The 24731-nt window shown below is 62.9% G+C and carries 22 protein-coding genes; 10 read left to right on the forward strand and 12 right to left on the reverse strand.

All coding sequences use genetic code 11. The features are described from left to right. Nucleotide 1: 1 nt before the first annotated feature. The 7 genes from algG to yaaA form a co-directional block, all read right to left on the reverse strand. On the reverse strand, nucleotides 2-1567 hold the full coding sequence (gene algG, locus ACIQUS_RS12770) for a mannuronan 5-epimerase AlgG (protein WP_403047490.1): 1566 nt from the start codon (nucleotides 1565-1567) through the stop codon (nucleotides 2-4). A gap of 18 nt (nucleotides 1568-1585) precedes the next feature. Next, complete coding sequence (locus tag ACIQUS_RS12775; protein WP_403047492.1) at nucleotides 1586-3067, reverse strand: alginate export family protein; 1482 nt, start codon at nucleotides 3065-3067, stop codon at nucleotides 1586-1588. Beyond that, nucleotides 3064-4572, reverse strand: a complete 1509-nt coding sequence (gene algK, locus ACIQUS_RS12780) for an alginate biosynthesis TPR repeat lipoprotein AlgK (protein ID WP_403047493.1) — start codon at nucleotides 4570-4572, stop codon at nucleotides 3064-3066. The genes ACIQUS_RS12775 and algK overlap by 4 nt, the downstream gene beginning before the upstream one ends. 12 nt (nucleotides 4573-4584) lie before the next feature. Continuing rightward, entirely contained in the window at nucleotides 4585-5751 is a 1167-nt protein-coding gene (locus ACIQUS_RS12785; RefSeq protein WP_403047495.1) for a PilZ domain-containing protein, read from the reverse strand. A gap of 37 nt (nucleotides 5752-5788) precedes the next feature. Continuing rightward, complete coding sequence (alg8, locus tag ACIQUS_RS12790) at nucleotides 5789-7279, reverse strand: mannuronan synthase (RefSeq protein WP_403047496.1); 1491 nt, start codon at nucleotides 7277-7279, stop codon at nucleotides 5789-5791. A 56-nt stretch (nucleotides 7280-7335) separates the two neighbouring features. Then, nucleotides 7336-8652 (reverse strand): nucleotide sugar dehydrogenase, encoded by a 1317-nt coding sequence (locus ACIQUS_RS12795; protein ID WP_403047498.1) that lies wholly within the window; start codon nucleotides 8650-8652, stop codon nucleotides 7336-7338. 825 nt (nucleotides 8653-9477) lie between these two features. Beyond that, nucleotides 9478-10257: a peroxide stress protein YaaA gene (gene yaaA / locus ACIQUS_RS12800; protein WP_403047500.1), complete on the reverse strand. Its 780-nt coding sequence runs from the start codon at nucleotides 10255-10257 to the stop codon at nucleotides 9478-9480. A 133-nt stretch (nucleotides 10258-10390) separates the two neighbouring features. Here yaaA and ACIQUS_RS12805 point away from each other — a divergent pair, with 133 nt between their 5' ends. The 6 genes from ACIQUS_RS12805 to ACIQUS_RS12830 all read left to right on the forward strand — a co-directional run bounded on the left by ACIQUS_RS12805 (nucleotide 10391) and on the right by ACIQUS_RS12830 (nucleotide 15545). Beyond that, nucleotides 10391-11518 carry a polysaccharide deacetylase family protein gene (locus tag ACIQUS_RS12805; RefSeq protein ID WP_403047501.1) on the forward strand — a complete coding sequence of 376 codons (1128 nt, stop codon included), beginning with the start codon at nucleotides 10391-10393 and terminating at the stop codon, nucleotides 11516-11518. 338 nt (nucleotides 11519-11856) lie between these two features. Then, on the forward strand, nucleotides 11857-13251 hold the full coding sequence (locus ACIQUS_RS12810) for a PhoH family protein (RefSeq protein ID WP_403047503.1): 1395 nt from the start codon (nucleotides 11857-11859) through the stop codon (nucleotides 13249-13251). Between the two features lie 96 nt (nucleotides 13252-13347). Next, the gene (gene moaC, locus ACIQUS_RS12815) at nucleotides 13348-13821 is read left to right on the forward strand and encodes a cyclic pyranopterin monophosphate synthase MoaC (protein WP_403047504.1); all 474 of its coding nucleotides are present in this window, start codon (nucleotides 13348-13350) and stop codon (nucleotides 13819-13821) included. Continuing rightward, nucleotides 13818-14063: a molybdopterin converting factor subunit 1 gene (moaD, locus tag ACIQUS_RS12820; RefSeq protein ID WP_403047506.1), complete on the forward strand. Its 246-nt coding sequence runs from the start codon at nucleotides 13818-13820 to the stop codon at nucleotides 14061-14063. The genes moaC and moaD overlap by 4 nt, the downstream gene beginning before the upstream one ends. 2 nt (nucleotides 14064-14065) lie before the next feature. After that, nucleotides 14066-14512: a molybdopterin synthase catalytic subunit MoaE gene (gene moaE, locus ACIQUS_RS12825; protein ID WP_403047508.1), complete on the forward strand. Its 447-nt coding sequence runs from the start codon at nucleotides 14066-14068 to the stop codon at nucleotides 14510-14512. Nucleotides 14513-14768: 256 nt separating this feature from the next. Beyond that, the gene (locus ACIQUS_RS12830; RefSeq protein ID WP_403047509.1) at nucleotides 14769-15545 is read left to right on the forward strand and encodes an ABC transporter substrate-binding protein; all 777 of its coding nucleotides are present in this window, start codon (nucleotides 14769-14771) and stop codon (nucleotides 15543-15545) included. A gap of 27 nt (nucleotides 15546-15572) precedes the next feature. On the opposite strand, the gene ACIQUS_RS12835 is transcribed toward ACIQUS_RS12830, so the two are convergent. The 5 genes from ACIQUS_RS12835 to ACIQUS_RS12855 form a co-directional block, all read right to left on the reverse strand. Further along, the gene (locus ACIQUS_RS12835) at nucleotides 15573-16199 is read right to left on the reverse strand and encodes a transcriptional regulator (protein ID WP_403047510.1); all 627 of its coding nucleotides are present in this window, start codon (nucleotides 16197-16199) and stop codon (nucleotides 15573-15575) included. A gap of 73 nt (nucleotides 16200-16272) precedes the next feature. Further along, nucleotides 16273-17403, reverse strand: a complete 1131-nt coding sequence (locus tag ACIQUS_RS12840) for an NAD(P)/FAD-dependent oxidoreductase (RefSeq protein WP_403047512.1) — start codon at nucleotides 17401-17403, stop codon at nucleotides 16273-16275. A 10-nt stretch (nucleotides 17404-17413) separates the two neighbouring features. Next, on the reverse strand, nucleotides 17414-18364 hold the full coding sequence (locus ACIQUS_RS12845; RefSeq protein ID WP_403047513.1) for an ornithine cyclodeaminase family protein: 951 nt from the start codon (nucleotides 18362-18364) through the stop codon (nucleotides 17414-17416). A gap of 163 nt (nucleotides 18365-18527) precedes the next feature. Beyond that, a complete protein-coding gene (rhlB, locus tag ACIQUS_RS12850) occupies nucleotides 18528-19955 on the reverse strand; it encodes an ATP-dependent RNA helicase RhlB (protein WP_403047515.1) in 1428 nt (475 codons plus the stop codon). A 98-nt stretch (nucleotides 19956-20053) separates the two neighbouring features. Then, a complete protein-coding gene (locus ACIQUS_RS12855; protein WP_403047517.1) occupies nucleotides 20054-20710 on the reverse strand; it encodes an alpha/beta hydrolase in 657 nt (218 codons plus the stop codon). 335 nt (nucleotides 20711-21045) lie between these two features. Between ACIQUS_RS12855 and ACIQUS_RS12860 the strand changes: the two genes are divergently transcribed. The 4 genes from ACIQUS_RS12860 to ACIQUS_RS12875 all read left to right on the forward strand — a co-directional run. Continuing rightward, entirely contained in the window at nucleotides 21046-22074 is a 1029-nt protein-coding gene (locus ACIQUS_RS12860; protein WP_403047519.1) for an amino acid ABC transporter substrate-binding protein, read from the forward strand. Between the two features lie 66 nt (nucleotides 22075-22140). Next, nucleotides 22141-23319: an amino acid ABC transporter permease gene (locus ACIQUS_RS12865; RefSeq protein WP_403047521.1), complete on the forward strand. Its 1179-nt coding sequence runs from the start codon at nucleotides 22141-22143 to the stop codon at nucleotides 23317-23319. Nucleotides 23320-23329: 10 nt separating this feature from the next. Continuing rightward, nucleotides 23330-24427: an amino acid ABC transporter permease gene (locus tag ACIQUS_RS12870; RefSeq protein ID WP_403047522.1), complete on the forward strand. Its 1098-nt coding sequence runs from the start codon at nucleotides 23330-23332 to the stop codon at nucleotides 24425-24427. Between the two features lie 10 nt (nucleotides 24428-24437). Then, the coding region (locus ACIQUS_RS12875; protein WP_403047524.1) for an ATP-binding cassette domain-containing protein at nucleotides 24438-24731 on the forward strand (294 nt) is incomplete at its 3' end.

The following is a 24731-nucleotide window of genomic DNA, read 5'->3' on the forward strand; positions in this document are numbered from 1 at the left end:
CTCAATCCGCCATTTCGGTCTGGCGTTCGACCGGGTCGATCAGTACCGCTTTGCGCTGGCGCACCATCAGGTCGAGGATCTCGTCCTGACGCTCACCCAGCACACCGGAGAAGCTGATGCCGTTGGCCTTGCTCGGCGCCAGCATCGAGACCCGGTACAGCTCGACGCTCAGGGGCGAGTCGATCGACAGCGGGCCGCTGCCATTGGCCGCCAGCTCGCCGCCGACCACGATCAGCGAGACCTTGGTGTCGAACGGGTCCAGGGCGATGTCGCGGTCGGTATCGGACAGGTCTTTGATGTGCCCGTAGACACCCACCAGGCCGTTGGCCATGGCGACGTTTTCATACAGGCGGATGTTCACGCTGTTGCGCACGCGAATGCCGTGGCGACGGTTGTTGATCAGCTTGTTGCCCCAGATCAGGTTGTCGCCGCTTTCGTACAGGGTGATGCCGTCGGTGTGGTTGCGGTAGATCTCGTTGTAGGCGATCAGGTTGTTGACGCTGTTACGGTCGATCACCACGCCCGAGAGCTTGTTGTCGAAGCTCTTGTTGTTGATGATCCAGCTGTCGTTGACCTCGCGGGAGACGATGATCCCGTGCTTCTTCTTGGTCCCGTAGACGGTGTTGCCGGCGATGATCAGCCGGTGCGAACGGTCGTGGGGGTCGATGCCGTAGACGATGTTGTCGCGGTAGGTGCTGTCCTTGACCACGAAGTCGCTGGTCTCATAGCAGTAGAAGCCGTACCACATGTCGCTGAATTCAGAGCCGATGATCCAGCCGGTGGGTTCCGGGCGGCCCATCTGCTTGGCCATGTTCGGCGTGTACTGGGAAATGCTCACACCGTAGGACTTGGACTTGGCGTAGCCGAAGCTGGCCATCTTGCTGTTGACGATGTAGGTCTGGGTGCCACCCCAGGACAGCAGGAACGGGCGGAACTCCTTGGGCGAGCGGAAGGTGGCCGGACCGTTGTCCTTCTCGCGCCAGCCGGTCACTTTACTGTCGGTGACGAACAGCTTGCCGTCGTTGACGATGAACGAACCGCCCTCCTGGGACAGGCGCAGCTCCTTGACCTTGGCGTCGATCTCCAGCACGCCCTTTTGCCCGACCACGATCGGCAGGCGCGCCAGGTAAACCCCTGGCGCGGTTTCGCTCAGGTACTGCCGGGGCACGTGCTTGCTCAGTTCAGTGAAGTCGACATGGCCGTCATCGATGAAGATCGCCTGGGGAATGCCGTGCTGGCGCGCCACCCATTCGGCCATCTTGTTGTCGCCACCGATGAACTCCTTGAGGGCGTTTTCCTGCAGCATGCGCCGCACCGAGACCTTGCCCTTGCGGGTGCGCTCGATCTTTTTCTGCACGGCCTGGGCGGTGTAGCCCGACAGGTCCGGCAGGGTCGGTGCGGGGATCTGCAGCGGCTCGATCGGCGCGCTGCTGACTGTGTAGGTCTTGGCCTGCTGCAGCCCTTTGGCGAGCGGCGCCGACGCCTGGCTGTTGGCCAGGGCGATGCTGCTGGCCAGCAACAGGGTGCCGGCCAGCAGGCGCTGCAGGGTGTTCGATTGAAGGCTCATATCAGTGCACTCCAGGCATCAGAAGTGCCAGACCACGTCGACGAACGCGCGGTGCATGTACGAGTCCGCTTCCTTGCCGTAGGCGTCGCCCGGCTTGAACACGCCGGCACGCAAGCGCACCAGCGCCGACGGCTCGTCGATCGACTGGCTCAAGGAGGCTGGCAGCAGGCCCTGCTTGAAGTACTTGGTGACCACGACGTCCATTTCCTGGCCCAGGTCTTTCTCGCCCTGGATCAGCGGACGGTTGATGCCGTTGTCGTCGACCACGGCATTGATGCCGCTGCTGCCAATGTTCTGGTCGCCATCGACGCGCCAGAACTTGTGGTAGATCAGGCTGGCGTCGTAGTCGTCGCGCAACTGCCAGGAGGTGAACAGGGTGGCGGCCTGCAGGTTGCCCAGTTCGCCTCGGAAGGCCTCGCCGAATCGGTGCACGCGCGAGCGGGTACCGGTGAAGTTGGAGCGGTTGCTCTCAAGGCCGGTTTGCTCGTAGTTGCCCGAACCGTCGCTGCCACCGCCGCCACTGCCGCGGGCGTAGGCGGCGCCGACCTGCCAGTTGGGGTCCAGGCGCAGGCGGATGCCCAGGTCCGTGGCCCAGGCGTTGACATCGCCGCTCTGCTTGCCGGTGGCCACTTGCTCGCTGTTGACGGTGGTGGTGTTGAGGCTGTCGCGGTCGCCGGTCAGCCAGGTCACGCTGCCCCAGTAGTTGACGCGGTTCTGGTTGCGCCAGTTGTAGGCGTCGCTGTTGGCCTCAAGACCCAGCCAGGTGAGGTCGCCGGTGCGGGTCTTGTCCAGGGTGTCGACGGTCTCGCCAGGGCTTTTCAGGTTGCCGTTGTCGTGCGTGTGGTGGGCGCGCAGGCCGACCCAGTGACCGGGCGTCCATTGGGTGGCGACATCGCCGTAGACGTGCAGGCGGTCCTTGTCTTCCGGGGCCAGTTCGGTGAGGTCGGTGCGGTATTCGCTGAAGCGCTCGGCCACGCCCAGATTGGCGCGCAGCAGGGTGGTGTCGAAGGTCCAGTTCAGCGCTTCGATATTGGTGTCGCGCCACATGCCGTCTTCATTGCGCAGGCGCTGGCGACCGAAGCGCAGTTGCTCGCCCGGGTAGGCGGTCAGGCCACTGTAACCGACCCAGAACTCACGCATGGCCAGGTAGCTCTTGTCGGCTTCGCGACCATCGGCGCTGCCGTTGTCGGACTCGGCCTCATCGCCCGACTGGCGCAGGGTATCGGTCTCGATGATGTCGGTGGCGGCCACCGCCTGGCCCATGGCAAAGGCGCTCCAGTTGCCGCGCTCGCCATAGACCCAGGGGCGCAGGTCCAGGCCCAGGCCGTTGACGTCGCCGCCGGAGCGGGTGCCCAGGTCGCGGTCGTCTTCGGATTGGCCGGTGATCTTCACGTCCAGGCCGAAGTTCTTTTCGGCCGTCATGGCCGCCAGGGTCGGGCACGACCAGAGCAGGGCGAAGCCCAGGCCTACACCTGCTTTCATCCACGGATTGAGTGTCATAGGGAGTCCTCGCCTTGTTCGGGTTGTTGCACGGCGTGCAGGGCCAGGGCGCCGGGGCCGGGGCCCATGGCGCCACGGGCCTGGCGTTCCTGTTGCAGCAGGCGCTGGCCCTGGGCTTTCTGCGCCGGGGTGAGTTGTTGGTCGAGCTGTTCGGCCAGGGCCCGCGACTGGTCGCTGGGGTTGGCTTGTGCCAGCTGGATGAAGACCCAGGCGTTGACCAGGTCCTGGCGGATGCCGTGGCCTTCACTGAACAGCTGGGCCAGGGCGTAGTCGGCGCTGAGCTGGCCACCGCGGGCGGCGCTGAGCAGGTGGTCGACGGCTTTTTGCGGGTCGACACTGCCCAGGTAGCCACGGCGATAGAGCTGGCCCAGGTAGTAATGGGCGCTGATTTCACCGGCGCTGGCGGCGCTTTGAAGGTGCGTCTGGGCCTTGCTTGCATCGGCCGGCACGCTCTTGCCTTCGTAGTAGAGGCGACCGAGCAGCAGTTCGGCGCGCGGTTGTTCGGCGGCGCGGCCCTTGTCGATGTAGGCCATCAACTGATCGGTGTCGCCCAGTTCCGGGAAGTCGTAGAGCAGTTGCGCCAGGCTGACCCAGGACCCCGGGTTGACCGGGGCCACCTGTTCGAGCAGGGCCTGGGCGGTTTTCTCATCGGTCTGGCCCAGGCTGCGGTCGGCCAGTACGCGGGCGACACTGTCGACCCGGGTAGCGGGGATAACGCCGCGCTGGTAGGCGCTCTTTACCTGTTCGATCAACGCAGCCTGTTGTTCGGGCTGGGCGCGTTTCTGGTAGACGGTGGCCAGTTCGACGTAGCAGATATCGGTGCTGGCCAGGGCGGCCTTGCAGATCCGCTCGACCTCATCCAGGTGCTGGTCGTAGGTGCCCTGGGTGCGGTACAGCAGCACCTGGGCCAGACCCGCCTCGGGGTAACCGGCGGTGCGCCACTGGTCGATCTGCTGCTGGGCGTTGGTGCGGGGGAAACTCTGCGGGTACTGCAGGTAGAGCATGGCCAGCGGAATCAGGGTGTTGCCCTCGCCATTGGCGAAGGCCTTCTTCAGCAGGGTTTCGGCTTCCTGGCGCTCGGCGTCGGTGGCCTGCGGTTTGGCCGCCAGCAAGCGGCCCAGGCGTGCCTGGGCGCGAGGCGAGATATCGGCGGCGGCGCGGTAGGTGGCTTCGGCTTCCTTGAGCTTGGCCGGGTCGCGGGTTTCCACCTGGATATCGGCCAGGCCGACCTGGGCTTCGCTGTAACCGAGGTCGGCGAGTTGCCGGTAGTTCTGTTCGGCCAGGGCGGTGTCACCGCGCTTGAGTGCTTCGTTGGCCAGGCGCTGGTCGGGCAGGCCGGCGCAACCGGCCAGTGCCACAGCCAGGGCCAGTCCGCAGAAAGCCAGGGCATGGCGTGATGACAGCGGATCTTGTGGGAGCTGGCGAAGCCTGCGATCGAGCGCACGGCGGTCGAGGGCCTCATCGCCGGCGATGCCGGCTCCCACAGAGTGGTTGGTGATATTCATGGGCAGATCCTCTTAGAGCCCACGGGCCACGGCTTTGTCGATCAGCCAGTCCAGCGACGGGCCACGATTGCTGTCCACCGCCACCGGGCGACCGGCCAGTTCGCTGGGCAGGGCTTCATCCGGCGTGATCTGCACGCGAATGTCCGAGGACAGGTCGGCGCTGTTCAGGCTGGTGCTGCTGACGATCTGGCCGCTGCGGCGCTCGTCGTCGCCGGCGACGGTGAAGTGCACGCGGGTGCCGGGTTTGACGTCGTCGAACTGGCGGTAGCTGAAGCGCGCTTCAACCGAAGCGGTGGTGGTGCGTGGGATCAGTTGGAAGATCACCTGGCCCTTGCTGGCGTACTGGCCGTCGTCCACCAGCTGGCGGGCGACGACGCAATCGCAGGGGCTGGTCAGGGTGCCGCTCAACTGCTTGCCGAACAGTTCCTCGACCTTGGCCGGCTCAAGCTGTTGGTCCTCCAGATGGCCCTTGAGCATGTCCAGCATGCTGGTGCTGAAGGAGGCCAGCGGCGCGCCCTTGAGCACATTGCCGCCGTTCTCCACCAGGCTCTGCACCGTGCCGTCGCGAGGCATGGTGACGTTGGTGGTCGGCACGCTGACCACGCCGGCCTGGGCATGGCTGACGAAGTACAGGCCGTAGACCGACTTGGCGATGAAGCCGAACGCCGCCACCCCGACCACGAACACGCCGAGGCTGAAGGTCACTGCGCGCAGGCGGCCCAGGGCACTCAGGCCGCCGCCGGCGTCCTTGTGCTTGCGCGCCTTGGTGAAGTTGTCGCGCTGCAGGGTGCTCAGCACATCGCCCATGGTGATCAGCTCGCCGGACAGGTGCGAGGTGATGATGTGGCGCAACGTGGCGATGTCGCGGGGTTCAAGCTTCTGGAACTGCACGCCGGTGCGGCCGCTGGAGGGGTCGAAGGAGCGCACCTGGAACTCGATGTCCATGGCCAGGCCGAGTTTGTCGACGGTGAACTGCAGGCGACCGCGCAGCACTTCGCCGACCTTCAACGGGTGCTTGGCATGGAAGCTCAGGCCCCCGGCAGACAGGTCGTCGACCTTCACTTCCAGGGTTTCGCGGCTGGCCCCCAGGTACCGCAACTTGGCCGGGATGCGCACCCGGGCGTGCTGGCGCTGGGCTTCGGACTCATGCACGACATTGACGTTCACGGCGGTATTCATGGCGATTTGTTCCTGTTTAATCCAATCGGTTTCCGGCTCACACGACCATGAACAGCACAGCAACGAAGATGCTGGCCGCCGAGAAGGTCATGGTCCGGGAGGACCAGGTGTTGAACCATTGTTGAAAGCTGGCGAGGTCGCGTTTGAGGGCAGTGGGCTGGCGGGTCCAGGACTGCTTGTCGAGGCGGAAGAACACGTAGATCTTCATGATCGCGCCGACGATCTGGTTGTAATAAAGAATCAGCGGATAGGCCGGGCCGATGTTGTGGCCCGAGCACAGCAGCATGATGGTCAGGATCAGGCGGGTGATGCCGATCCACAGCAGGTACACCAGCAGGAACGCCGGGCCGAACTTGAGGCTGGCGATCACCGCGACGGTCAGGCCCAGCAGGCTGGTCCACATCGACACGCGCTGGTCGAACAGCACCACACTGGTGAACAGGCCCAGGCGGCGGATACCCAGGCCCAGGGCCCGGGAGTTCTGCCGAAGGTTGTTGCCGTACCAGCGGTACATCAGCTTGCGACTGGCCTTGATGAAGCTCTTTTCCGGCGGGTGCTCGACCGTGTTGATCGCCGCATCCGGCACGTAGAAGGTGTCGTAGCCCAGGCGCATGAGGCTGAACCAGCTGGACTTGTCGTCACCGGTGAGGAACTTGAAGCGCCCCAGGCGCCAGTGTTGCAGCGAGTCGTTCTCGACGTCCTTGATGAACTCGGGGTTGGTCACCACCGCGGCGCGGAACACCGACATGCGCCCGGTCATGGTCAGCACGCGCTTGGACAGGGCCATGGAGCACATGTTGATGTGGCGTTGGGCGAAGCGCAGCTTGTGCCATTCGCTCATGATGTAACCGCCGCGCACTTCGCAGAACTCGTTGGTGGTCAGGCCGCCGACATTGGCGAACAGCTTGAACCAGGGCACGGTCTTGCGCACCACGCCTTCGCCGAGCACGGTGTCGCCGTCGATCACCGCTACCACGGCGTTCTCGTCGGGCAGGTGGCGGGAGATGGCGCGAAAGCCATAGGCCAGGCCGTCACGCTTGCCGGTGCCGGCAATGCGCACGAAGTCCAGGGTTACGTGGTCTGGCGGATTGAATTTTTCCCAGAGGCTTTTCACCAGTAGCTCGTCGGACATTTCCACCAGCGAGCAGACCACTGTGGTCGGGTAACCGCAGTCGATCGCCTCGCGGATCACCGAGCTGTAGACCTGGGCGGTGGTCAGGGCATCGATGCGAAAACTGGTGACCATCAGGTACACATGCGACGGGTCCGCGGCGCTGCCCAGCTTGCGCACCTTGCGCCGCAGCAGCGGGTAGACCACGTAGAGAAACAGCATGCCGCGCACGAAGTGCGTGGCACCCATGGAATAGCGCCAGATGCCGACGGCGCCGACGAGGAAGATGAAGTCCTTCGAGTCGGGGTCGAAAATGGAGTTGGGCAAAGCCAGGGCGATCAACATGAGCAGGCTCACGTAGAACAGCCAACCGGCGACCTGAAGCAGGCCGTGCTTGAGCCTTTGCATGTTCTGCATCCGTATCCAGTAGGGGGAGGTGGTGCGCGGAGCCCGAAGGCCCCGCGCCTGCCGGCTTACCAGCAGATACCTTCGGTGCGGCTGGCCGGGGAGGTGGCCTTGCTCATGAAGCCAACCAGGTCGATGACCTGCTTGCCTTCAGGGACTTGCTGGGCGAGGGCGCGGAACTTCTCGTCGCGGTTGCCCAGCACGATCACATCGGCGTGGTGGATGACCTGGTCGAAGTCGGCATTGAGCAGCGACGAGACGTGCGGGATCTTCGACTCGATGTAATCCTTGTTGGCCCCATGGACACGGGCGTACTCGACGTTGCTGTCGTAGATGTTCAACTCGTAGCCCTTGCCGATCAGGCGTTCGGCCAGTTCCACCAGGGGGCTTTCACGCAGGTCGTCGGTGCCGGCCTTGAAGCTCAGGCCGAGCAGGGCGATCTTGCGCTTGTCGTGGCTTTCGATGATGTCGAAGGCGTTCTGCACCTGGGACTCGTTGCTGGTCATCAGTGAGTTGAGCAGCGGCGCCTTCACATCCAGGCTGCTGGCACGGTAGGTCAGAGCGCGCACGTCCTTGGGCAGGCACGAGCCGCCGAAGGCGAAGCCTGGACGCATGTAGTACTGCGACAGGTTCAGGGTCTTGTCCTGGCAGACCACGTCCATCACGTCGCGGCCATCGACGCCGACGGCCTTGGCGATGTTGCCGATCTCGTTGGCGAAGGTCACTTTGGCTGCGTGCCAGACGTTGCAGGTGTACTTGATCATTTCGGCCACTTCGATGGCTTTGCGGATGATCGGCGCATCGAGTTCTTCGTACAGCGATTGCAGGACATCACCGCTGGCCGTGTCCAGCTCGCCGATGACAGTCATCGGTGGTTGGTCGTAGTCCTTGATCGCGGTGCTCTCGCGCAGGAACTCCGGGTTGACCGCAACGCCGAAATCGACGCCGGCTTTCTTCCCCGAGCAGTCTTCGAGGATCGGGATGACCACGTTCTTCACGGTGCCCGGCAGTACGGTGCTGCGTACCACGATGGTGTGGCGGCTGGCTTTTTCGCGCAGTACCAGGCCGATTTCGCGGCACACCGACTCGATGTACTCAAGGCCCAGGTCGCCGTTTTTCTTGCTCGGCGTACCGACGCAGATCATCGACAGGTCGCTGTCGCGGATGGCGGCGGCAAAGTCGGTGGTGCCGCGCAGGCGGCCGCTGGCGATACCCTGCTGCAGGAGGGCTTCAAGCCCGGGTTCGACAATGGGCGACTTGCCCTGGTTGATCAGGTCGATCTTGGTCCTGGACACATCCACGCCAATCACTTCATGACCCCGTGCGGACAGGCAGCCTGCACAGACTGCACCTACATAACCCAAACCAAAGATGCTGATACGCATCGCTTTCACCTCATGTGTTTATCATGCCGGCTCAACTAGCAGAGCCAGGCCGGGTTGATTAACCAGCAATGTCTGGGCGAGCGGAGTTGTGGCAAAAAGATGTCACTTCACCGGGCGCAGGCATATAAATGTGGAGTGCGAAATACGCTGCACTCAAAATTGGCAGTTAATATCCAATAACTAATGGCGTGCCCTTTACTGCAGCCGTCTTTATTGCAGACCGGTGCTCCGGCACTGCAGTGCTTGCTCTTTCAAGTGGATAAAATCCTTTGAAATCAACCACTAGGACGATTCTGTCGGGCGCGTATCTCCTGGGTTCGACTGGGCTTCAGTCGTCGATACTCAAGTCAAAAGTTGCTGGGTGCACACCAGTTGTGCAGTTCCAGCAGTGTTGTAGGTCATCTCTCACACTGGGCTGGAGAATCGTTACGGGTGCTATGAGCGATGGGCGAGGGGATAAGTTCCGAGGGTGGTTCGGCGTCTGTGGAAGTTTTTTAAATATTTTTTAAAGTGCCACTACTTCCACTTTGATAGCACCGGGTAGTTTCATCCCTGTATATAAAGGGCGAACTCGGGGAGGGATATTTATGTGCCAGTATCGAAAAATATTTTTCGAAATTCGTCAAAAAATTGCGAGCGGGGATATGGCGTTTTGCAATGAACGAGGGCGTGGCGGATTTTTGGCGTCAGCGTTTTGTTGCTTGTTCGGGCCTCATCGCCGGCGCTGCCGGCTCCCACAATCGGTACTGCCCAACTTCTGGGGGCAGTTCAGACCTGTGGGAGCTGGCGAAGCCTGCGATCGGGGCGCAAGGCAGCCCCGGGCTCTTACTCCTGCGGATGGTCGCGCAGGAACACCAGGTTGTCCGGCTTCGACAGCTCGGCACTGTAGTAGTAGCCCTGCACATCGAACTGCTTGAGCTGCTCGGGATCGTTGATGCGCTCCTGGATCACGAAGCGGCTCATCATCCCGCGGGCTTTCTTGGCGTAGAAGCTGATGATCTTGTACTGGCCGTTCTTGAAGTCGCGAAACTCCGTGTTGATGATCCGCCCCTTCAGGGCGCTGCGCTTGACCGCGCTGAAATACTCATTGCTGGCCAGGTTCAACAGCAGGTCGTCGCCCTGGTCGGCCAGGGCCTGGTTCAGCCATTCGCTGATGCGCGTGCCCCAGAAGGCGTACAGGTCCTTGCCGCGGGCGTTTGCAAGCTTGGTGCCCATTTCCAGGCGGTAGGGCTGCATCAGGTCCAGCGGGCGCAGCAGGCCGTACAGGCCCGAGAGCATGCGCAGGTGCTCCTGGGCGTAGCTGAAGTCGTCCTCGCTGAGGCTTTGGGCATCGAGACCGGTGTACACATCACCCTTGAACGCCAGCAGGGCCTGCTTGGCGTTGTCCGGGGTGAAAGCCGGGGTCCAGCTGCCGAAGCGGGCGGCGTTGAGGCCGGCGAGCTTGTCGGAGAGGTGCATCAACTCGCTGATCTGCGCCGGCGACAGCTCGCGCAACTGCACGATCAGCTCCTGGGAGTCGTCCAGGTACTGCGGCTGGGTGTAGCGCTGGGTCACGGGCGGGGTGTCGTAGTCGAGGGTCTTGGCGGGGGAAATCACCGTCAGCATCGGTCGGGCTCCTGAAATCGTGGAGCGATTCTACGGGGCGGGGGCTGTGATCTCCAGCTATGACATCGATAGCCACAGACCATCCCGACGCTTGACGCTATAGTGCGCGGCGAGCAAACCGGGGAGCCCGATCGTGCGCATTGCCTTTGTACTTCTGAGCGGACTGCTGAGTCTTGCCGCCCACGCCGCGCCGCTGCCGCTGGCGACGTTCGACCGTAGCCACTGGCCGGAGCAACTCGACAGCCCGGCGCTGTTCGATGTCGCCTCGCGGGCCGAGATCCTCGGTTTTGCCCACGCCCTGCAGGCCAGCGAGGCGCTGGACGAACCGACCCTGGCCGCACGCCTGGGGCTGCGCCAGATCAACCTGGCCTCGATCAACCAGGTGCGCCAGCGGCTGTGGCGGCAACTGTGGCGCAACTATGACCTGGCCCAGCAGAGCTGCGACCAGGATGCCTCGTTTTGCTATGCCATCGACGGCCAGGCCGAACTGCGCCAGCAGGCGGTGAAGTTCGCGGTGGCCGGTGACTCCTTCTACGCCGGCTGGTCCGGGCCTGCCAGCGAGTTCCACGTGCTGTACCTCAATGAACTGCTGCGCAAGGCCGCGCTGTTCCCGCAGACCGCCAGCGAGGTCGAACGCTATTCGGATCAGGAACGCAGCGGCGATGAGCTCAACGACCGGCTGTTCATGCTGACCTTCGACGCGGGGCCGGGGGCGGTCGGCAGCAGCACCGATGCACTGACCGACTACCTGCGCCGGCAAAAGCTTGCGGCCACCTTCTTCGTGCTCGGCAACAGCCTGCAGACGCGTCGCGACAAGACTTCGCTGGCCGATCTGCGCACGCTCTATCAAGGCCAGTGCGTGGGCATCCAGGGTTGGCAGTACCGCTCCCACGGACAGTGGCTAGACTGGCAGGACTCGGTGCTGCGCAGCCAGGCGCGGGTCCAGGCGGATCTGCCCGAGCAGTATGTGCCGCTGTTCAGACCGCCTTATGGCCAGCGTCGGGCCGACAGCCAGGGGTTCTTCGCCCGCCAGGGATTGCAGGTGGTGCTGTGGAACATCGATGCCCAGGACCAGGGCGCGTTGAGTGCCGAACAGTCGGCGCAGCGGGTGCTGACCCTGATGCTGCTCTGGCGACGCGGGGTGATCCAGTTTCATGACGCCCAACCCAAGGCGCAGGAGGCGGTGGCCTGGTTGCTCAAGCGCACGGCGCAGACGGGGATAGGGTGGGAAGATTGCCGGCATTTTGCCGGAAAAAGCTGAAATACCGACAGGAAAGGGCGCTCAGAAAGAAACAGTTACATGCATTTTACAGGGCCTGATTTATGACTGTAGCGGTGCATTGGCCCTGCGCCAAGGGCTATTTGTCCTGGCGAAAAATAAACTTCAAAAATGCGTAAAAATGCTTTTTTCGGTCATGGGTTTTGCGGTATCAAGAAGACAGACCGCCGAACCCTGCAGCACAGGTGGCGTCACTGGGCACCCTGTCTGTGGGAGCTTCCCGACCGTAACGACGCGGTACCCGGGGAGAACGGCGGCCACTTCTCGGCGCAGCACCGCTTTGGTAGTGCGTCGTCAGGCCCCGACAAAGGTGACCGAGTATGGATGACCAAGGACGCACCACTTCCTCCCACAAGCCAATCCTGTATGTGCTCGATACCAATGTACTGATCCACGATCCCAACGCCTTGCTCAATTTCGAGGAGCACCACGTCGCCATACCGATGACGGTGCTGGAGGAGCTCGACAAACTCAAGACCGGCAAGCACACCGTCGCCGCCGAATGCCGCCAGGCCATCCGCCTGATCGACCAGACCCTGGGCGATGCCTCGCCTGCCGATGTCGAGCAGGGCGTGCCGATCCAGCGGGGCAAGAGCGGGCCCAAGGGCTTGCTGTCGATCCTGATGAGCCCGCGCAACGAACCCCACCGCCTGCTGCCGGAAACGCTGAACGACAACATCATCATCAACCAGTTGCTTGAGCTGCGTAGCCGGCGCAAGGACCTGGACGTGGTGCTGGTGACCAAAGACATCAACATGCGCCTCAAGGCCCGCGCCTGCGGGATCGCGGCCGAGGACTACAGTACCGACCAACTGGTTGACGACGTTTCCCTGCTGTCCAAGGGCTATCACAGCGTGACGGGGTCGTTCTGGGACCGGGTCAGCAAGGTCGAGACCCGCCAGGATCACGGTCGCACCTGGCATCGGGTGCAAATGATCGACAACCTGCCGGCAGTGCACATCAATGAGTTCATCATCGACGAACAGGGCTTCGTCGGCTGGATCAAGGGCATCAAGGAAGACGAACTGCTGCTGCTCGACCTGCACCAGGAACCGCTGTTGCACCAGGAAGCCTGGGGCCTGAAGCCGCGTGACATCCACCAGAGCCTGGCGCTGTTCGCCCTGCTCGATCCGGACATCCACCTGGTCAACCTGACCGGCGCCGCCGGTTCCGGCAAGACCATCCTGGCCCTGGCCGCGGCCATCGAGCAGACCATGGTCAGCAAGCGCTACCGGCGCATCATCGCCACCCGCAGCGTGCAGGGGCTGGACCAGGAGATCGGCTTCCTGCCGGGCACCGAGGCGGAAAAAATGGAGCCCTGGCTCGGGGCGATCACCGACAACCTCGAAGCCTTGCACATGGATGATGAAAGCACCCATGGCAGCGTCGACTACATCCTCGAACGCGTACCGCTGCAATTCAAATCCCTGAACTACATCCGCGGTCGCAGCTTCCAGCAGAGCCTGATCCTGATCGACGAATGCCAGAACCTCACCCCGCACCAGATGAAAACCATCATCACCCGTGCCGGCGCCGGTTCCAAGGTGATCTGCCTGGGTAACCTGGCGCAGATCGACACGCCCTACCTGTCCGCCACCAGCTCGGGCCTGACCTACCTGACCGAGCGCTTCAAGGACTTCCCCAACGGCGTGCACATCACCCTGCAGGGCGTGCCGCGTTCGATCCTGGCCGAATACGCCGAATCGCACCTGTAACCACCAGTCACCGGGCGGCCTGGCCGCCCGGTTTTTTCGCTGCGAAAACCTGACCCTTGGGTTTACACTCTGTGCTCCCTTCACAGGAGCAGAGCTGTGCTGACTCATCTCGATTCCCAAGGTCGGGCCAATATGGTCGACGTCACTGAAAAAGCCGTGACGGCGCGCGAGGCCGTGGCCGAAGCGCGGGTGCGCATGCTCCCGCAAACCCTGCAAATGATTGTCGACGGCGAGCACCCCAAGGGGGATGTGTTTGCGGTGGCGCGTATTGCCGGTATCCAGGCGGCGAAGAAAACCAGCGACCTGATCCCGCTGTGCCACCCGCTGATGCTCACCAGCGTCAAGGTCGAGCTCAGTGCCGAAGGCAGCGACACCGTGCATATCGTTGCGCGTTGCAAGCTGGCCGGACAGACCGGGGTGGAAATGGAAGCCCTGACCGCCGCCAGCGTCGCCGCGTTGACCCTGTACGATATGTGCAAGGCGGTGGACAAGGGCATGGTCATCGAACAGGTGCGTCTGCTGGAAAAGACCGGTGGCAAGAGCGGTCACTACAAGGTGGAGGGGGAATGAAGGTCAAGGTCATGTATTTCGCCCGCTATCGCGAACAGCTGGGGCTCGACAGCGAGCGTCTTGACGGCAGCTTTGCCGTGCTCGACGACGTGCGCCAGGCCCTGGTGGCCAAGGGTGGGCACTATGCGGTGTTGGCCGAGCAGAATCTGATGTGCGCACGTAACGAAGAGCTGTGCAGGCTCGATGAAGCGCTGGAAGAAGGCGATGAGATTGCATTCTTCCCCCCCGTGACCGGAGGTTGAGTATGGCTGTACGCGTCCAGGAAGCGGCATTCGATCCAGGCACCGAGGTCAACGCCATGCACGCTGCCAACGTCGGCGTGGGTGCGGTGGTCAGCTTTGTCGGCTATGTACGTGATTTCAACGATGGCCTGGAAGTGGCGGGGATGTTCCTCGAGCACTATCCGGGCATGACCGAGAAGGCCTTGCACAAGATCGTGGTCGAGGCTGAGCAGCGCTGGCCGCTGCTTAAGGTCGAGGTGCTGCACCGTATCGGTGCGCTGGAACCTGGCGAGCCGATCGTGTTCGTCGGCGTGGCCAGCGCCCATCGCCAGGCGGCGTTCGACGCCTGCAATTTCATCATGGACTACCTCAAGACCCGGGCGCCGTTCTGGAAGAAGGAGCAGACCGCAGCGGGGGCTCGCTGGGTCGAGGGCAAGCAGAGCGATGAGGACGCGGCGGGGCGTTGGTAATTGACCTGCTCCTTGTGGGAGCTGGCGAAGCCTGCGATCGAGCGCAACGCGCTCGCAATCCTTGGGTTGTGTCAGTGCCGACCTCTCGCCGGCTACGCCAGCTCCCACAGTTCTCACAGGCCTGCCCATGGCCTCGAATTCCGCTGTTGAGTTTTCGTACAGAAAAGTCCAGTATGGACTCACAAGTACAAAGCGCCTTGCCTTCCTTTTCTTCTGTCTTGCAACACACCTCCAATAACGAGCGAGAGAGACCCTCATGAAGAAGTCCACCCTGATCAGCGGTCTGGTCCTGAGCCTCCTGGCCAGCAGCAATCTGTTCGCCGCCGAGAAAACCTTGCGTATTGGCATCGAAGCCGCCTACCCACCCTTTGCCTCGAAAACCGACAAGGGCGAGATCGTCGGCTTCGACTACGACATCGGCAATGCCTTGTGCGCGCAGATGAAGGTCAAGTGCGAGTGGAAAGAGGTGGAGTTCGACGGTCTGATTCCTTCGCTGAAGGTGAAGAAGATCGACGCCGCGCTGTCGTCGATGACCATCAACGACGACCGCAAGAAGTCGGTGGATTTCACCCACAAGTACTACTTCACCTCGTCGCGGCTGGTGATGAAGAAGGGCGCGGTGGTCGATGACCAGTACGCCAGCCTCAAGGGCAAGACCGTGGGCGTGCAGCGTGCGACCACCACCGACCGCTACGCCACTGAAGTGATGGAGCCAAAGGGCATCACCATCAAGCGCTACAGCAACAACGAGGAAATCTACATGGACCTGGCGTCCGGGCGTGTGGATGCGATCTTCGCCGATACCATCCCGCTGGATGACTTCCTGTCCATGCCGCGGGGCGCCGACTACGCGTTCGTCGGCCCGGAGCTCAAGGACCCGAAATACGTCGGTGAAGGCGCCGGGATCGCCGTACGCAAGGGCAATACCGAGCTGGTCACCCAGCTGAACAAGGCCATCGATGACATTCGCGCCAATGGCGAATACCAGAAGATCCAGTCCAAGTATTTCAAATCGGACATCTACGGCGACTGATCACCCGGCTCAAGGCCTGAATCCCTTTCAGGCCTTGAGTTCCTTCAAGTGCTTGTACACCGTTGCCCGCCCCATCCCCAGCACATTGGCCACGTAGTTGGCCGCACTCTTGCCCTTGAACGCGCCTTCGGCGTGCAGGGCCAGTACCAACTCGCGCTTGTGGTCGCGGGTCAATACATTCAGGCTCAACTGGCGCTGGCGCAGCCAGCTGTTGAGGAAGGTATTGATGCGTTCCTGCCAGTCGTCGCGAAACAGCGCATCGGGCTGAGGAATCAGGCGGTTGGGCGACAGGAACAGCTCCAGGGCCGCCCGGGCGCTTTCGAACAGGGAAATGTTCAGGTTGATGCACAGCACCGCCAGCGGCTTGCCGGCGCCGTCGCGCAGCACCGTGCTCAGCGAGCGGATCTTCTGCCCATCCCAGTTGAGCTTTTCGTAGGGGCCGATGTTGGTTTCCTCGCTGCCGGTCTCGAGCATGTCCTCCAGTGCCGCATCGTCACCGATCTCGCGCTTGGACAGGTTATTGGCGATGTAGTCGATCTTCTGGCTGCGCAGGTCATGCAGCACCACCTCGGCGTGGGGGAAGAACAGGGTGGCGATGGCATCGGCGATGGCCCGGTAGTTGTCCAGGGCAGGATCGGGGCGGGTTAGCGACATTCAGGCAGCTCCAGGCGGTGTCAGCGCCCTTGTTTCAAGGGCGCTGCGAGTGTGCCGCAATCGCGGCGGTGCGTCATCCTTGAAGTCGGCGGGGCGAGAGCGCCTCGGCGGTCAGGCCGAAGCCTTCGAGGTGCTCGCCCAGCGCCTGGCCGCGCACCAGGGCGGCGCTGGCCTGGCCCATGGCCGGCGAGGTCTGGATGCCGTAGCCGCCTTGCGCCGCGACCCAGAACAGGCCGGGCACCTGCGGGTCGAAACCGGCCACCAGGTCGCCGTCGCTGACAAAGCTGCGCAAGCCGGCCCAGGTGCGGGTCGGGCGGCGAATGCTCAGGGTGGTGGCTTCTTCGATCTGGTAGATGCCCATGGCGATGTCCAGCTCCTCGGCCTGCACGTCATGGGGCTCGACCGGGTCGGCGTTGGCCGGCGAGCCGAGCAGCATGCCGGCGTCGGGCTTCATGTAGAACGACTCGTCGAGGCTCACCAGCATCGGCCAGGCATGGCTGTCGATGCCTTCGGGGCCGGCAAAGATAAAGGCGGCGCGGCGCTTGGGTTGCAGACCCAGGGGCTGGGCACCTGCCAATGCGCCGAGCTGGTCGGCCCAGGCACCGGCGGCGTTGATCAGTACCGGTGCGCTGAAGCTGCCACGGTTGGTATGCACCAGCCAGTGGCCATTGGCATCGCGCTCCAGGCGCTGCACTTCGCAATCGCTGTGCACTTCGCCCTGCTGGCGGCGGATGCCGCGCAGGTAGCCCTGGTGCAGGGCGTCGGTGTCGATGTCACTGGCGCTCGGGTCATACAGCGCGCCGTGTACTTTCTCGCGACGCAGCACCGGCAGGCGCGCACAGGCCTGGTCGGCGTCGAGCAGCTCAACCTGGGGTACGCAGGCCTTGGCGCTCTGGTACTGGCGCTGCAGCTCTTGTGGGTCGCCCGTGAAGTCAACGGTCATTTCCCCGCGTGGGGTCAGCAGGGGGTGCTCGGCAAAGCCTGCCGGCGGGTGATCGAAGAAATCGCGGCTGGCCAGGGTCAGGGCGCGCACCTGGGGCGTGCCGTAGGCGGCGGTGTAGAGCGCCGCCGAACGACCGGTGGAGTGATAGCCAGGTTGCGCTTCGCGTTCGAGCAGCAGTACCCGGCCATGGGCCGCCAGCCAGTAGCCGGTGGAGGCGCCGGCGATGCCGGCACCGATGATGATGTAGTCAGCCTGTTGCATGAATCTCTCCTCAGCGGTCGCGCTGCAGTTGGTACAGCGCATTGGCCAGGGCAATGTCTTCGAGCCCCAGGCCAATGGAGCGGAAGAAGGCGTGGCGCTGGTAGCTCGGTGCTGGCGCCTGGTCGCTGAGCAGTTGCGCGAGGTCGCCGACGATCGCCTCGGGCTGCCAGCCGTGCTGTTCGGCGGCAATGCGCATTTCACCGGCGCTACCCGGGGTGGTTACCCGGTAGTCGCAATACACATCCATTTCGCCCAGGCAGGCGGGCGGAATCTCGTGGGCGCGCACGGCATTGGTGCTGATCGAGGTGATCAGCGCCGGCTTGCTCAAGGTGCGCGGGTCGATGACCGGCTTCGGTGAGGAGGTGCACAGCAGGATCACGTCGGCATCGACGGTCGCCTGGTCGAGGCTGTCAGTGAGGGCCAGGCGCGGGTCGAGGTCGAGCAGGGCCTGGCGCTGTTCGTCGCTGTGCTGGGCCAGGTTCGCCGAGAACAGGCGGATGTCGTGCCAGTCGCGCAGGCTGCGGATGTAGTGCAGGTGGGCGCGGGCAATCGGACCGCTGCCGATCACGCACAGGCGCCGGGCGCTGGTCGGGGCCAGGCTGTCGACGGCCACGGCGGTGGCGGCGGCGGTGCGGGCAGTGGTCAGCTCGCCCGCGTCGCACAGCAGCAGCGGCTGGCCGCTGTCCATGGACATCAGCAGGGTCCAGGCGGTCACCAGCGGGCCCTGTTCGCGAACGATGTAGGGCGAGGTCTTCAAGCCATAGACACGCTCGTTGGCCAGCACACCGCCATAGTTGATGAAATCGCCCTGGCCCTGGGGAAACTCCACCAGTTGCTGGGGCGGTTGCACCGCTTGCCCGGCGGCCAGGTCGCGGAACAGGTTGCGCAGGATCTGCGGTACATCCACCTGGGCGAGCAGTTGGCGGGCGTGCTGTTGATCGAGGACGATTGGCGCGGACATGCGAAGCTCCAAATGAACTATTTTGTCTATTATGGACTTTTTGTTTATTTGGGCAATATCAGGCGGTCCGAAAATGCAAAAAGCATCGCGGGGCAAGCCCGCTCCCACCCAGGTACGGTGGGAGCGGACTTGCCCCGCGATGCCTTTATAGAGCGTCCAGCGATCAGTGATGCTTGCGCGGTACCGATTTGAGCAGTTCGGTCGGCGGCATCTCGCAGCTGATCTTGCGGCCCAGCAGTGCTTCGATGGCCGGCAGCTGGTAGGAGTCGTCCTCGCCGGCAAAGCTGATCGACACACCGCTGGTGCCGGCGCGACCGGTACGACCGATACGGTGCACGTAGTCGTCCGGATCTTCCGGCAGGGTGAAGTTGATCACGTGGCTGATACCGTCGATGTGAATGCCGCGACCGGCCACGTCGGTGGCGACCAGCACGGTGATGCGACCTTCGCGGAAGTTCTCCAGGGTCTTGATGCGCTTGTGCTGGGGCACGTCGCCCGACAGCTGGGCGGCGTTGACGCCGTCGCGCACCAGGCGTTCCTCGATGCGCCGCACTTCATCCTTGCGGTTGGCGAAGACGATTACCCGTTCCCACTTGTTCCCGGTCACCAGGTTGTACAGCAGCTTGTACTTGTCGCTGCCGGCCACGGCATAGACGTGCTGCTCGACCGTTTCGCTGGCGACGTTCTCAGGCTCGATCTCGACGATGGCGGGGTCGGTGGTCCACTGCTTGGCCAGGTTCATCACGTCGTCGGTGAAGGTGGCGGAGAACAGCAGGGTCTGGCGTTCACTCTTGGGTGGGGTCTGGCGGATGATCTGCCGTACCTGGGGGATGAAGCCCATGTCGAGCATGCGGTCGGCTTCGTCCAGCACCAGCACCTCGACCATGTCCAGGTGGGCTTCGCCGCGCTGGTTGAAGTCCAGCAGGCGGCCTGGCGTTGCCACCAGGATGTCGCAGTGGCGGGCTTCGAGGGCCTTGAGTTGCTTGTCGAAGTCCATGCCGCCGACGAAGGTCATCACGTTCAGGCCGGTGTACTTGGTCAGCGCCGCGGCGTCCTTGGCGATCTGCACCACCAGCTCGCGGGTCGGGGCGATGATCAGCGCCCGTGGCTCGCCCATGTAGCGCTCTTTGGGGGGTGGGGTCTGCTGCAGCTGGGAGATGATCGAGATCAGGAAGGCCGCGGTCTTGCCGGTGCCGGTCTGGGCCCGGCCGATGGCGTCCTTGCCACGCAGGGTATAGCCCAGCACCTGGGCCTGGATCGGCGTGCAGTACGGGAAGCCCAGGTCGTGGATCGCATGCATCAGCTCAGGCGAGAGCTTGAAGTCATGGAACCGGGTCTTGCCTTCCTGGGGCTCGACCACGAAATCTTCCAGCTTCCAGGTGGAGGCTGCGGGTTTTGGCTTGCGCTCCCGGCGCGGCTTGGCCTCGGCAGGCTTTTCGGCGGGTGCCGGGCTGGCGGCCTCGGTCTGGGCGGTGAGCGGGGCAGCCGGGGCAGGGGGCTGGGCCGGCGCCGGGGTCACGGGGGCAGCGGCTTCGGGGGCGAGTTGCTCAACCTCGCTCTTGCCGAACATCTTCTTGAGTGCTTTGAGCACGGTCATCTCATCAATTGGTTAAGGAATGTACGCCGGGCAGTGTAAAGCAAGATTCGGGCGCGGCGTAGTGGATTGCACCGACAACTACAGCGCGGCCTTCAGCGCAATTGCTGGCTCAGCCAGTTGTAGATGTCCTGGATCTCCTCTTGCAGCACTTCGTGCTCCATGGGGTATTCCTGCCAGCTGGCGTCGACACCCCAGCGCTTGAGGTATTCGAACGCGGTGCGGCCCATGGACGGGATCACTACCGGGTCATGCACGCCGTGCAGGCACAGGGCCTTGGTGCGTTGCTGGCAGGCGGTCAGTTGGGTGCCGTCGGCAAAGGTCGGTGCGTAGGTCGACAAGGCCAGTACGCCGCCCAGGGCTTCCTGCCACTTTATATAGGCAGTGTGCAGCACCACCGCGCCGCCTTGCGAGAAGCCGGCCAGGAAGATCCGCGAGAGGCTGATGCCCTTGGCCTGCTCGGCCTTGATCAGGGCGATGACCTGGTCGGCCGAGGCTTCGAGCTGGTCCTGATCGATGGCCCGCGCCGGGGTCATGGCCTTGATGTCGTACCAACTGGGCATTTCGTACCCACCGTTGATGGTAACAGGGCGGGTTGGCGCTTGTGGCATGACGAAGCGGGTACTCAGCAGGCCGCTCTGCAGGGCCTCGGCCACCGGCAGGAAGTCGTAGCGATCGGCCCCCAGGCCATGCAACCAGATGACACAGGCATCAGCGGTGTTTTGTGGTTCGAGAATCAGCGGGTTGGTCATGACTGCTCCGAAAGAGTGCGCGCGTAGTTGATCGAGTGCATGAAAACAAGGCGCGTGGGGTGAAACAAAGAAAAAGATGTCGCACGGCTGAATGTTTATTACTTGACGTGCACTGAAACGCTTAAGCCTGTGACTGTGGTACGCGCTTTGCTATGAAAATTCTGACGCGAGGTTGCACGTTTTTGACGGTAACACCTTTAGCGATTCCCAAGGCTGTCACAGAACAGCGCATTGCGCCAATTGACCCAAAAACAAGCCAACACGGGTCGGATGCGCCTCATAAGGGTGCGGTGCAATTCCGGCTCAATACAACAAGAGCAAAACTGGAGGTTTGAATGAAGATGTTGAAATCCACCCTGGCAGTGGTTACCGCTGCTACCGCACTGGGTATCAGTGGTCTGGCACAGGCGGGCGCAACCCTGGATGCGGTACAGAAGAAGGGATTCGTCCAGTGTGGTGTCAGCGACGGCCTCCCGGGCTTCTCGGTACCGGATGCCAAGGGCACCATCGTCGGCATCGACGCAGACGTCTGCCGCGCGGTGGCCGCAGCGGTATTCGGCGATGCCACGAAGGTCAAGTTCAGCCAGCTCAACGCCAAGGAGCGCTTCACTGCGCTGCAGTCCGGTGAAGTCGACGTGCTGTCGCGCAACACCACCTGGACCAGCTCCCGCGACGCCGGCATGGGCCTGGTGTTCGCCGGTGTTACCTACTACGACGGCATCGGTTTCCTGGTCAACAAGAAGCTGGGCGTGTCCAGCGCCAAGGAGCTCGACGGCGCCACCATCTGCATCCAGGCCGGTACCACCACCGAACTCAACGTCTCCGACTACTTCCGCGCCAATGGCCTGAAGTACACCCCGATCACCTTCGACACCTCCGACGAAAGCGCCAAGTCGCTGGAATCCGGCCGCTGCGACGTGCTGACCTCCGACAAGTCGCAGCTGTACGCACAGCGCTCCAAGCTGGCCGCCCCGGCCGACTATGTAGTACTGCCGGAAACCATTTCCAAGGAGCCGCTGGGCCCAGTGGTACGTAAAGGCGATGAAGAGTGGTTCAGCATCGTCAAGTGGACCCTGTTCGCCATGCTCAATGCCGAAGAAATGGGCATCAACTCGAAGAACGTCGAAGCTGAAGCAAAAGCCACCAAGAACCCTGACGTGGCCCGTATGCTCGGCGCCGACGGCGAATACGGCAAGGACCTGAAACTGCCGAAGGACTGGGTGGTGAAGATCGTCAAGCAGGTCGGCAACTACGGTGAGGTCTTCGAGAAGAACCTCGGCAAGGAGACCCCACTGCAGATCGACCGTGGTCTGAACGCCCTGTGGAACAACGGCGGCATCCAGTACGCACCACCTGTGCGTTGATGGCTGCACCTGCGGCGGCAATGGGCCGCCGCAGGTTGTTCGACACCCTTTTCTCCGGGGCATTACATGCAAAATCAAATCGGCGCACCCAAGGGGCTATCCCTGAGCGATCCACGTGTGCGTGCGTGGTTGTTCCAGATCATCACCGTGGTCGCGGTGGTCGCTCTGGGCTGGTACCTGTTCCACAACACCCAGACCAACCTGCAACACCGGGGTATCACCTCGGGCTTCGACTTTCTCGAGCGCAGCGCCGGCTTCGGCATCGCCCAGCACCTGATCCCCTACACCGAGCAGGACAGCTATGCCCGGGTATTCGTCATCGGCCTGCTCAACACCTTGCTGGTGACCTTTATCGGCATCGTCCTGGCGACCCTGCTGGGGTTCATCATCGGTGTGGCGCGACTGTCACCGAACTGGATGATCAACAAGCTGGCCACGGTGTATGTCGAGACTTTCCGTAACATCCCACCGCTACTGCAGATCCTGTTCTGGTACTTCGCGGTGTTCCTGACCCTGCCGGGACCGCGGGGCAGTATCAACATCAACGACGCCTTCTTTATCAGCAACCGGGGCCTGAACATGCCCGGTGCTTCCGTGGCCGAAGGATTCTGGCCATTCGTCGTCAGCCTGGTGCTGGCCATCCTTGCCATTGTGGTGATGGTGCGCCTGGCCAACCGGCGCTTCGAGGCCACCGGCGAGCCGTTCCACAAGTTCTGGGTCGGCCTGTTCCTGTTCTTCGGTATTCCGGCGCTGTGCGTGCTGCTGTTCGGCAGCCCCCTGCACTGGGAAATGCCGCAGCTCAAGGGCTTCAACTTCGTCGGTGGCTGGGTGCTGATCCCCGAGCTGCTGGCCCTGACCCTGGCCCTGACCATCTACACCGCGGCGTTCATCGCCGAGATCGTGCGTTCGGGCATCCGTTCGGTCAGCCACGGCCAGACCGAAGCCGCTCGTTCCCTGGGACTGCGTGAGGGCCCGACGCTGCGCAAGGTGATCATTCCCCAGGCGCTGCGCGTGATCATCCCGCCGCTGACCAGCCAGTACCTGAACCTGGCGAAGAACTCTTCGCTGGCGGCCGGTATCGGCTATCCGGAAATGGTCTCGCTGTTCGCCGGTACCGTGCTCAACCAGACCGGTCAGGCCATCGAGGTGATCGCCATCACCATGAGCGTCTACCTGGCCATCAGCATCAGCATTTCGCTGCTGATGAACTGGTACAACAAGCGCATTGCGCTGATCGAGCGGTGAGGACACGCGCATGACTTCCCATGTATTCAAACCCGATATGCCGCCACCGGTGAAAACCGTCGGCGTGCTGGCCTGGATGCGCAGCAACCTGTTCTCCAGCTGGCTCAACACCCTGCTGACGCTGTTTGCCCTGTACCTGGTGTGGCTGATCGTGCCGCCGCTGCTGCAGTGGTCGGTCTTCGACGCCAACTGGGTCGGCACCACCCGGGCCGACTGCACCAAGGAAGGCGCCTGCTGGGTGTTCATCCAGCAGCGCTTCGGCCAGTTCATGTACGGTTACTACCCGACCGAACTGCGCTGGCGGGTCGACCTGACCGTGTGGCTGGCGGTGATCGGCGCGGCGCCGCTGTTCGTCTCGCGCTTCCCGCGCAAGGCGATCTACGGCCTGTGCTTCCTGGTGGCTTACCCGATCGTTGCCTACACCTTGCTGCATGGCGGCTTGCTGGGCCTGACCACGGTACCGACCAGCCAGTGGGGCGGCCTGATGCTGACCCTGGTAATCGCCACCGTAGGCATCGTCGGCGCCTTGCCACTGGGCATCCTGCTGGCGTTGGGGCGGCGTTCGAACATGCCGGCGGTGAAGGTAGTCTGCGTGACCTTCATCGAATTCTGGCGTGGCGTGCCGTTGATCACGGTGCTGTTCATGTCGTCGGTGATGCTGCCGCTGTTCCTGCCCGAGGGCATGAGCTTCGACAAACTGCTGCGGGCGATGATCGGGGTGATCCTGTTCCAGTCGGCCTATATCGCCGAAGTGGTACGCGGCGGCCTGCAGGCCATTCCCAAGGGCCAGTACGAGGCAGCTGCAGCCATGGGCCTGGGTTACTGGCGGGCGATGGGCCTGGTGATCCTGCCGCAAGCCCTGAAGCTGGTGATCCCCGGCATCGTCAACACCTTCATTGCCCTGTTCAAGGACACGAGCCTGGTGATCATCATCGGCCTGTTCGACCTGCTCAACAGCGTCAAGCAAGCTGCTGCCGACCCCACCTGGCTGGGCATGGCGACCGAGGGCTACGTATTCGCCGCCCTGGTTTTCTGGATTTTCTGTTTCGGTATGTCCCGCTACTCCATGCATCTGGAGCGCAAGCTGGACACAGGCCACAAGCGTTAGGAGTGTTCCCATGAGTGAAGCGATCAAACAGCCTGTGAGCCCTGAAGGCATTATTCAGATGCAGGGCGTGAACAAGTGGTACGGCCAGTTCCACGTGCTCAAGGACATCAACCTGAATGTGCGCCAGGGCGAGCGTATCGTTCTGTGCGGGCCCTCGGGTTCGGGCAAGTCCACCACCATCCGCTGCCTCAACCGCCTGGAAGAGCACCAGCAGGGCCGCATCGTGGTCGATGGCGTGGAGCTGACCAACGACCTCAAGCAGATCGAAGCGATCCGCCGAGAAGTCGGCATGGTGTTCCAGCAT

The sequence above is a fragment of the Pseudomonas sp. NPDC090755 genome, assembly GCF_044769005.1.
Classification (GTDB): Bacteria; Pseudomonadota; Gammaproteobacteria; order Pseudomonadales; family Pseudomonadaceae; genus Aquipseudomonas.

Bases quoted from the DNA above. Each gene is read 5' to 3' on its own strand.
- ACIQUS_RS12775 (WP_403047492.1), bottom strand. From the start codon at position 3,067: ATGACACTCAATCCGTGGATGAAAGCAGGTGTAGGCCTGGGCTTCGCC.
- moaD (WP_403047506.1), top strand. From the start codon at position 13,818: ATGAAGGTCAAGGTCATGTATTTCGCCCGCTATCGCGAACAGCTGGGG.
- ACIQUS_RS12860 (WP_403047519.1), top strand. From the start codon at position 21,046: ATGAAGATGTTGAAATCCACCCTGGCAGTGGTTACCGCTGCTACCGCA.
- moaE (WP_403047508.1), top strand. From the start codon at position 14,066: ATGGCTGTACGCGTCCAGGAAGCGGCATTCGATCCAGGCACCGAGGTC.
- algK (WP_403047493.1), bottom strand. From the start codon at position 4,572: ATGAATATCACCAACCACTCTGTGGGAGCCGGCATCGCCGGCGATGAG.
- ACIQUS_RS12855 (WP_403047517.1), bottom strand. From the start codon at position 20,710: ATGACCAACCCGCTGATTCTCGAACCACAAAACACCGCTGATGCCTGT.
- ACIQUS_RS12835 (WP_403047510.1), bottom strand. From the start codon at position 16,199: ATGTCGCTAACCCGCCCCGATCCTGCCCTGGACAACTACCGGGCCATC.
- yaaA (WP_403047500.1), bottom strand. From the start codon at position 10,257: ATGCTGACGGTGATTTCCCCCGCCAAGACCCTCGACTACGACACCCCG.
- ACIQUS_RS12870 (WP_403047522.1), top strand. From the start codon at position 23,330: ATGACTTCCCATGTATTCAAACCCGATATGCCGCCACCGGTGAAAACC.
- ACIQUS_RS12865 (WP_403047521.1), top strand. From the start codon at position 22,141: ATGCAAAATCAAATCGGCGCACCCAAGGGGCTATCCCTGAGCGATCCA.
- ACIQUS_RS12840 (WP_403047512.1), bottom strand. From the start codon at position 17,403: ATGCAACAGGCTGACTACATCATCATCGGTGCCGGCATCGCCGGCGCC.
- ACIQUS_RS12830 (WP_403047509.1), top strand. From the start codon at position 14,769: ATGAAGAAGTCCACCCTGATCAGCGGTCTGGTCCTGAGCCTCCTGGCC.
- ACIQUS_RS12795 (WP_403047498.1), bottom strand. From the start codon at position 8,652: ATGCGTATCAGCATCTTTGGTTTGGGTTATGTAGGTGCAGTCTGTGCA.
- algG (WP_403047490.1), bottom strand. From the start codon at position 1,567: ATGAGCCTTCAATCGAACACCCTGCAGCGCCTGCTGGCCGGCACCCTG.
- ACIQUS_RS12845 (WP_403047513.1), bottom strand. From the start codon at position 18,364: ATGTCCGCGCCAATCGTCCTCGATCAACAGCACGCCCGCCAACTGCTC.
- ACIQUS_RS12785 (WP_403047495.1), bottom strand. From the start codon at position 5,751: ATGAATACCGCCGTGAACGTCAATGTCGTGCATGAGTCCGAAGCCCAG.
- ACIQUS_RS12810 (WP_403047503.1), top strand. From the start codon at position 11,857: ATGGATGACCAAGGACGCACCACTTCCTCCCACAAGCCAATCCTGTAT.
- alg8 (WP_403047496.1), bottom strand. From the start codon at position 7,279: ATGCAGAACATGCAAAGGCTCAAGCACGGCCTGCTTCAGGTCGCCGGT.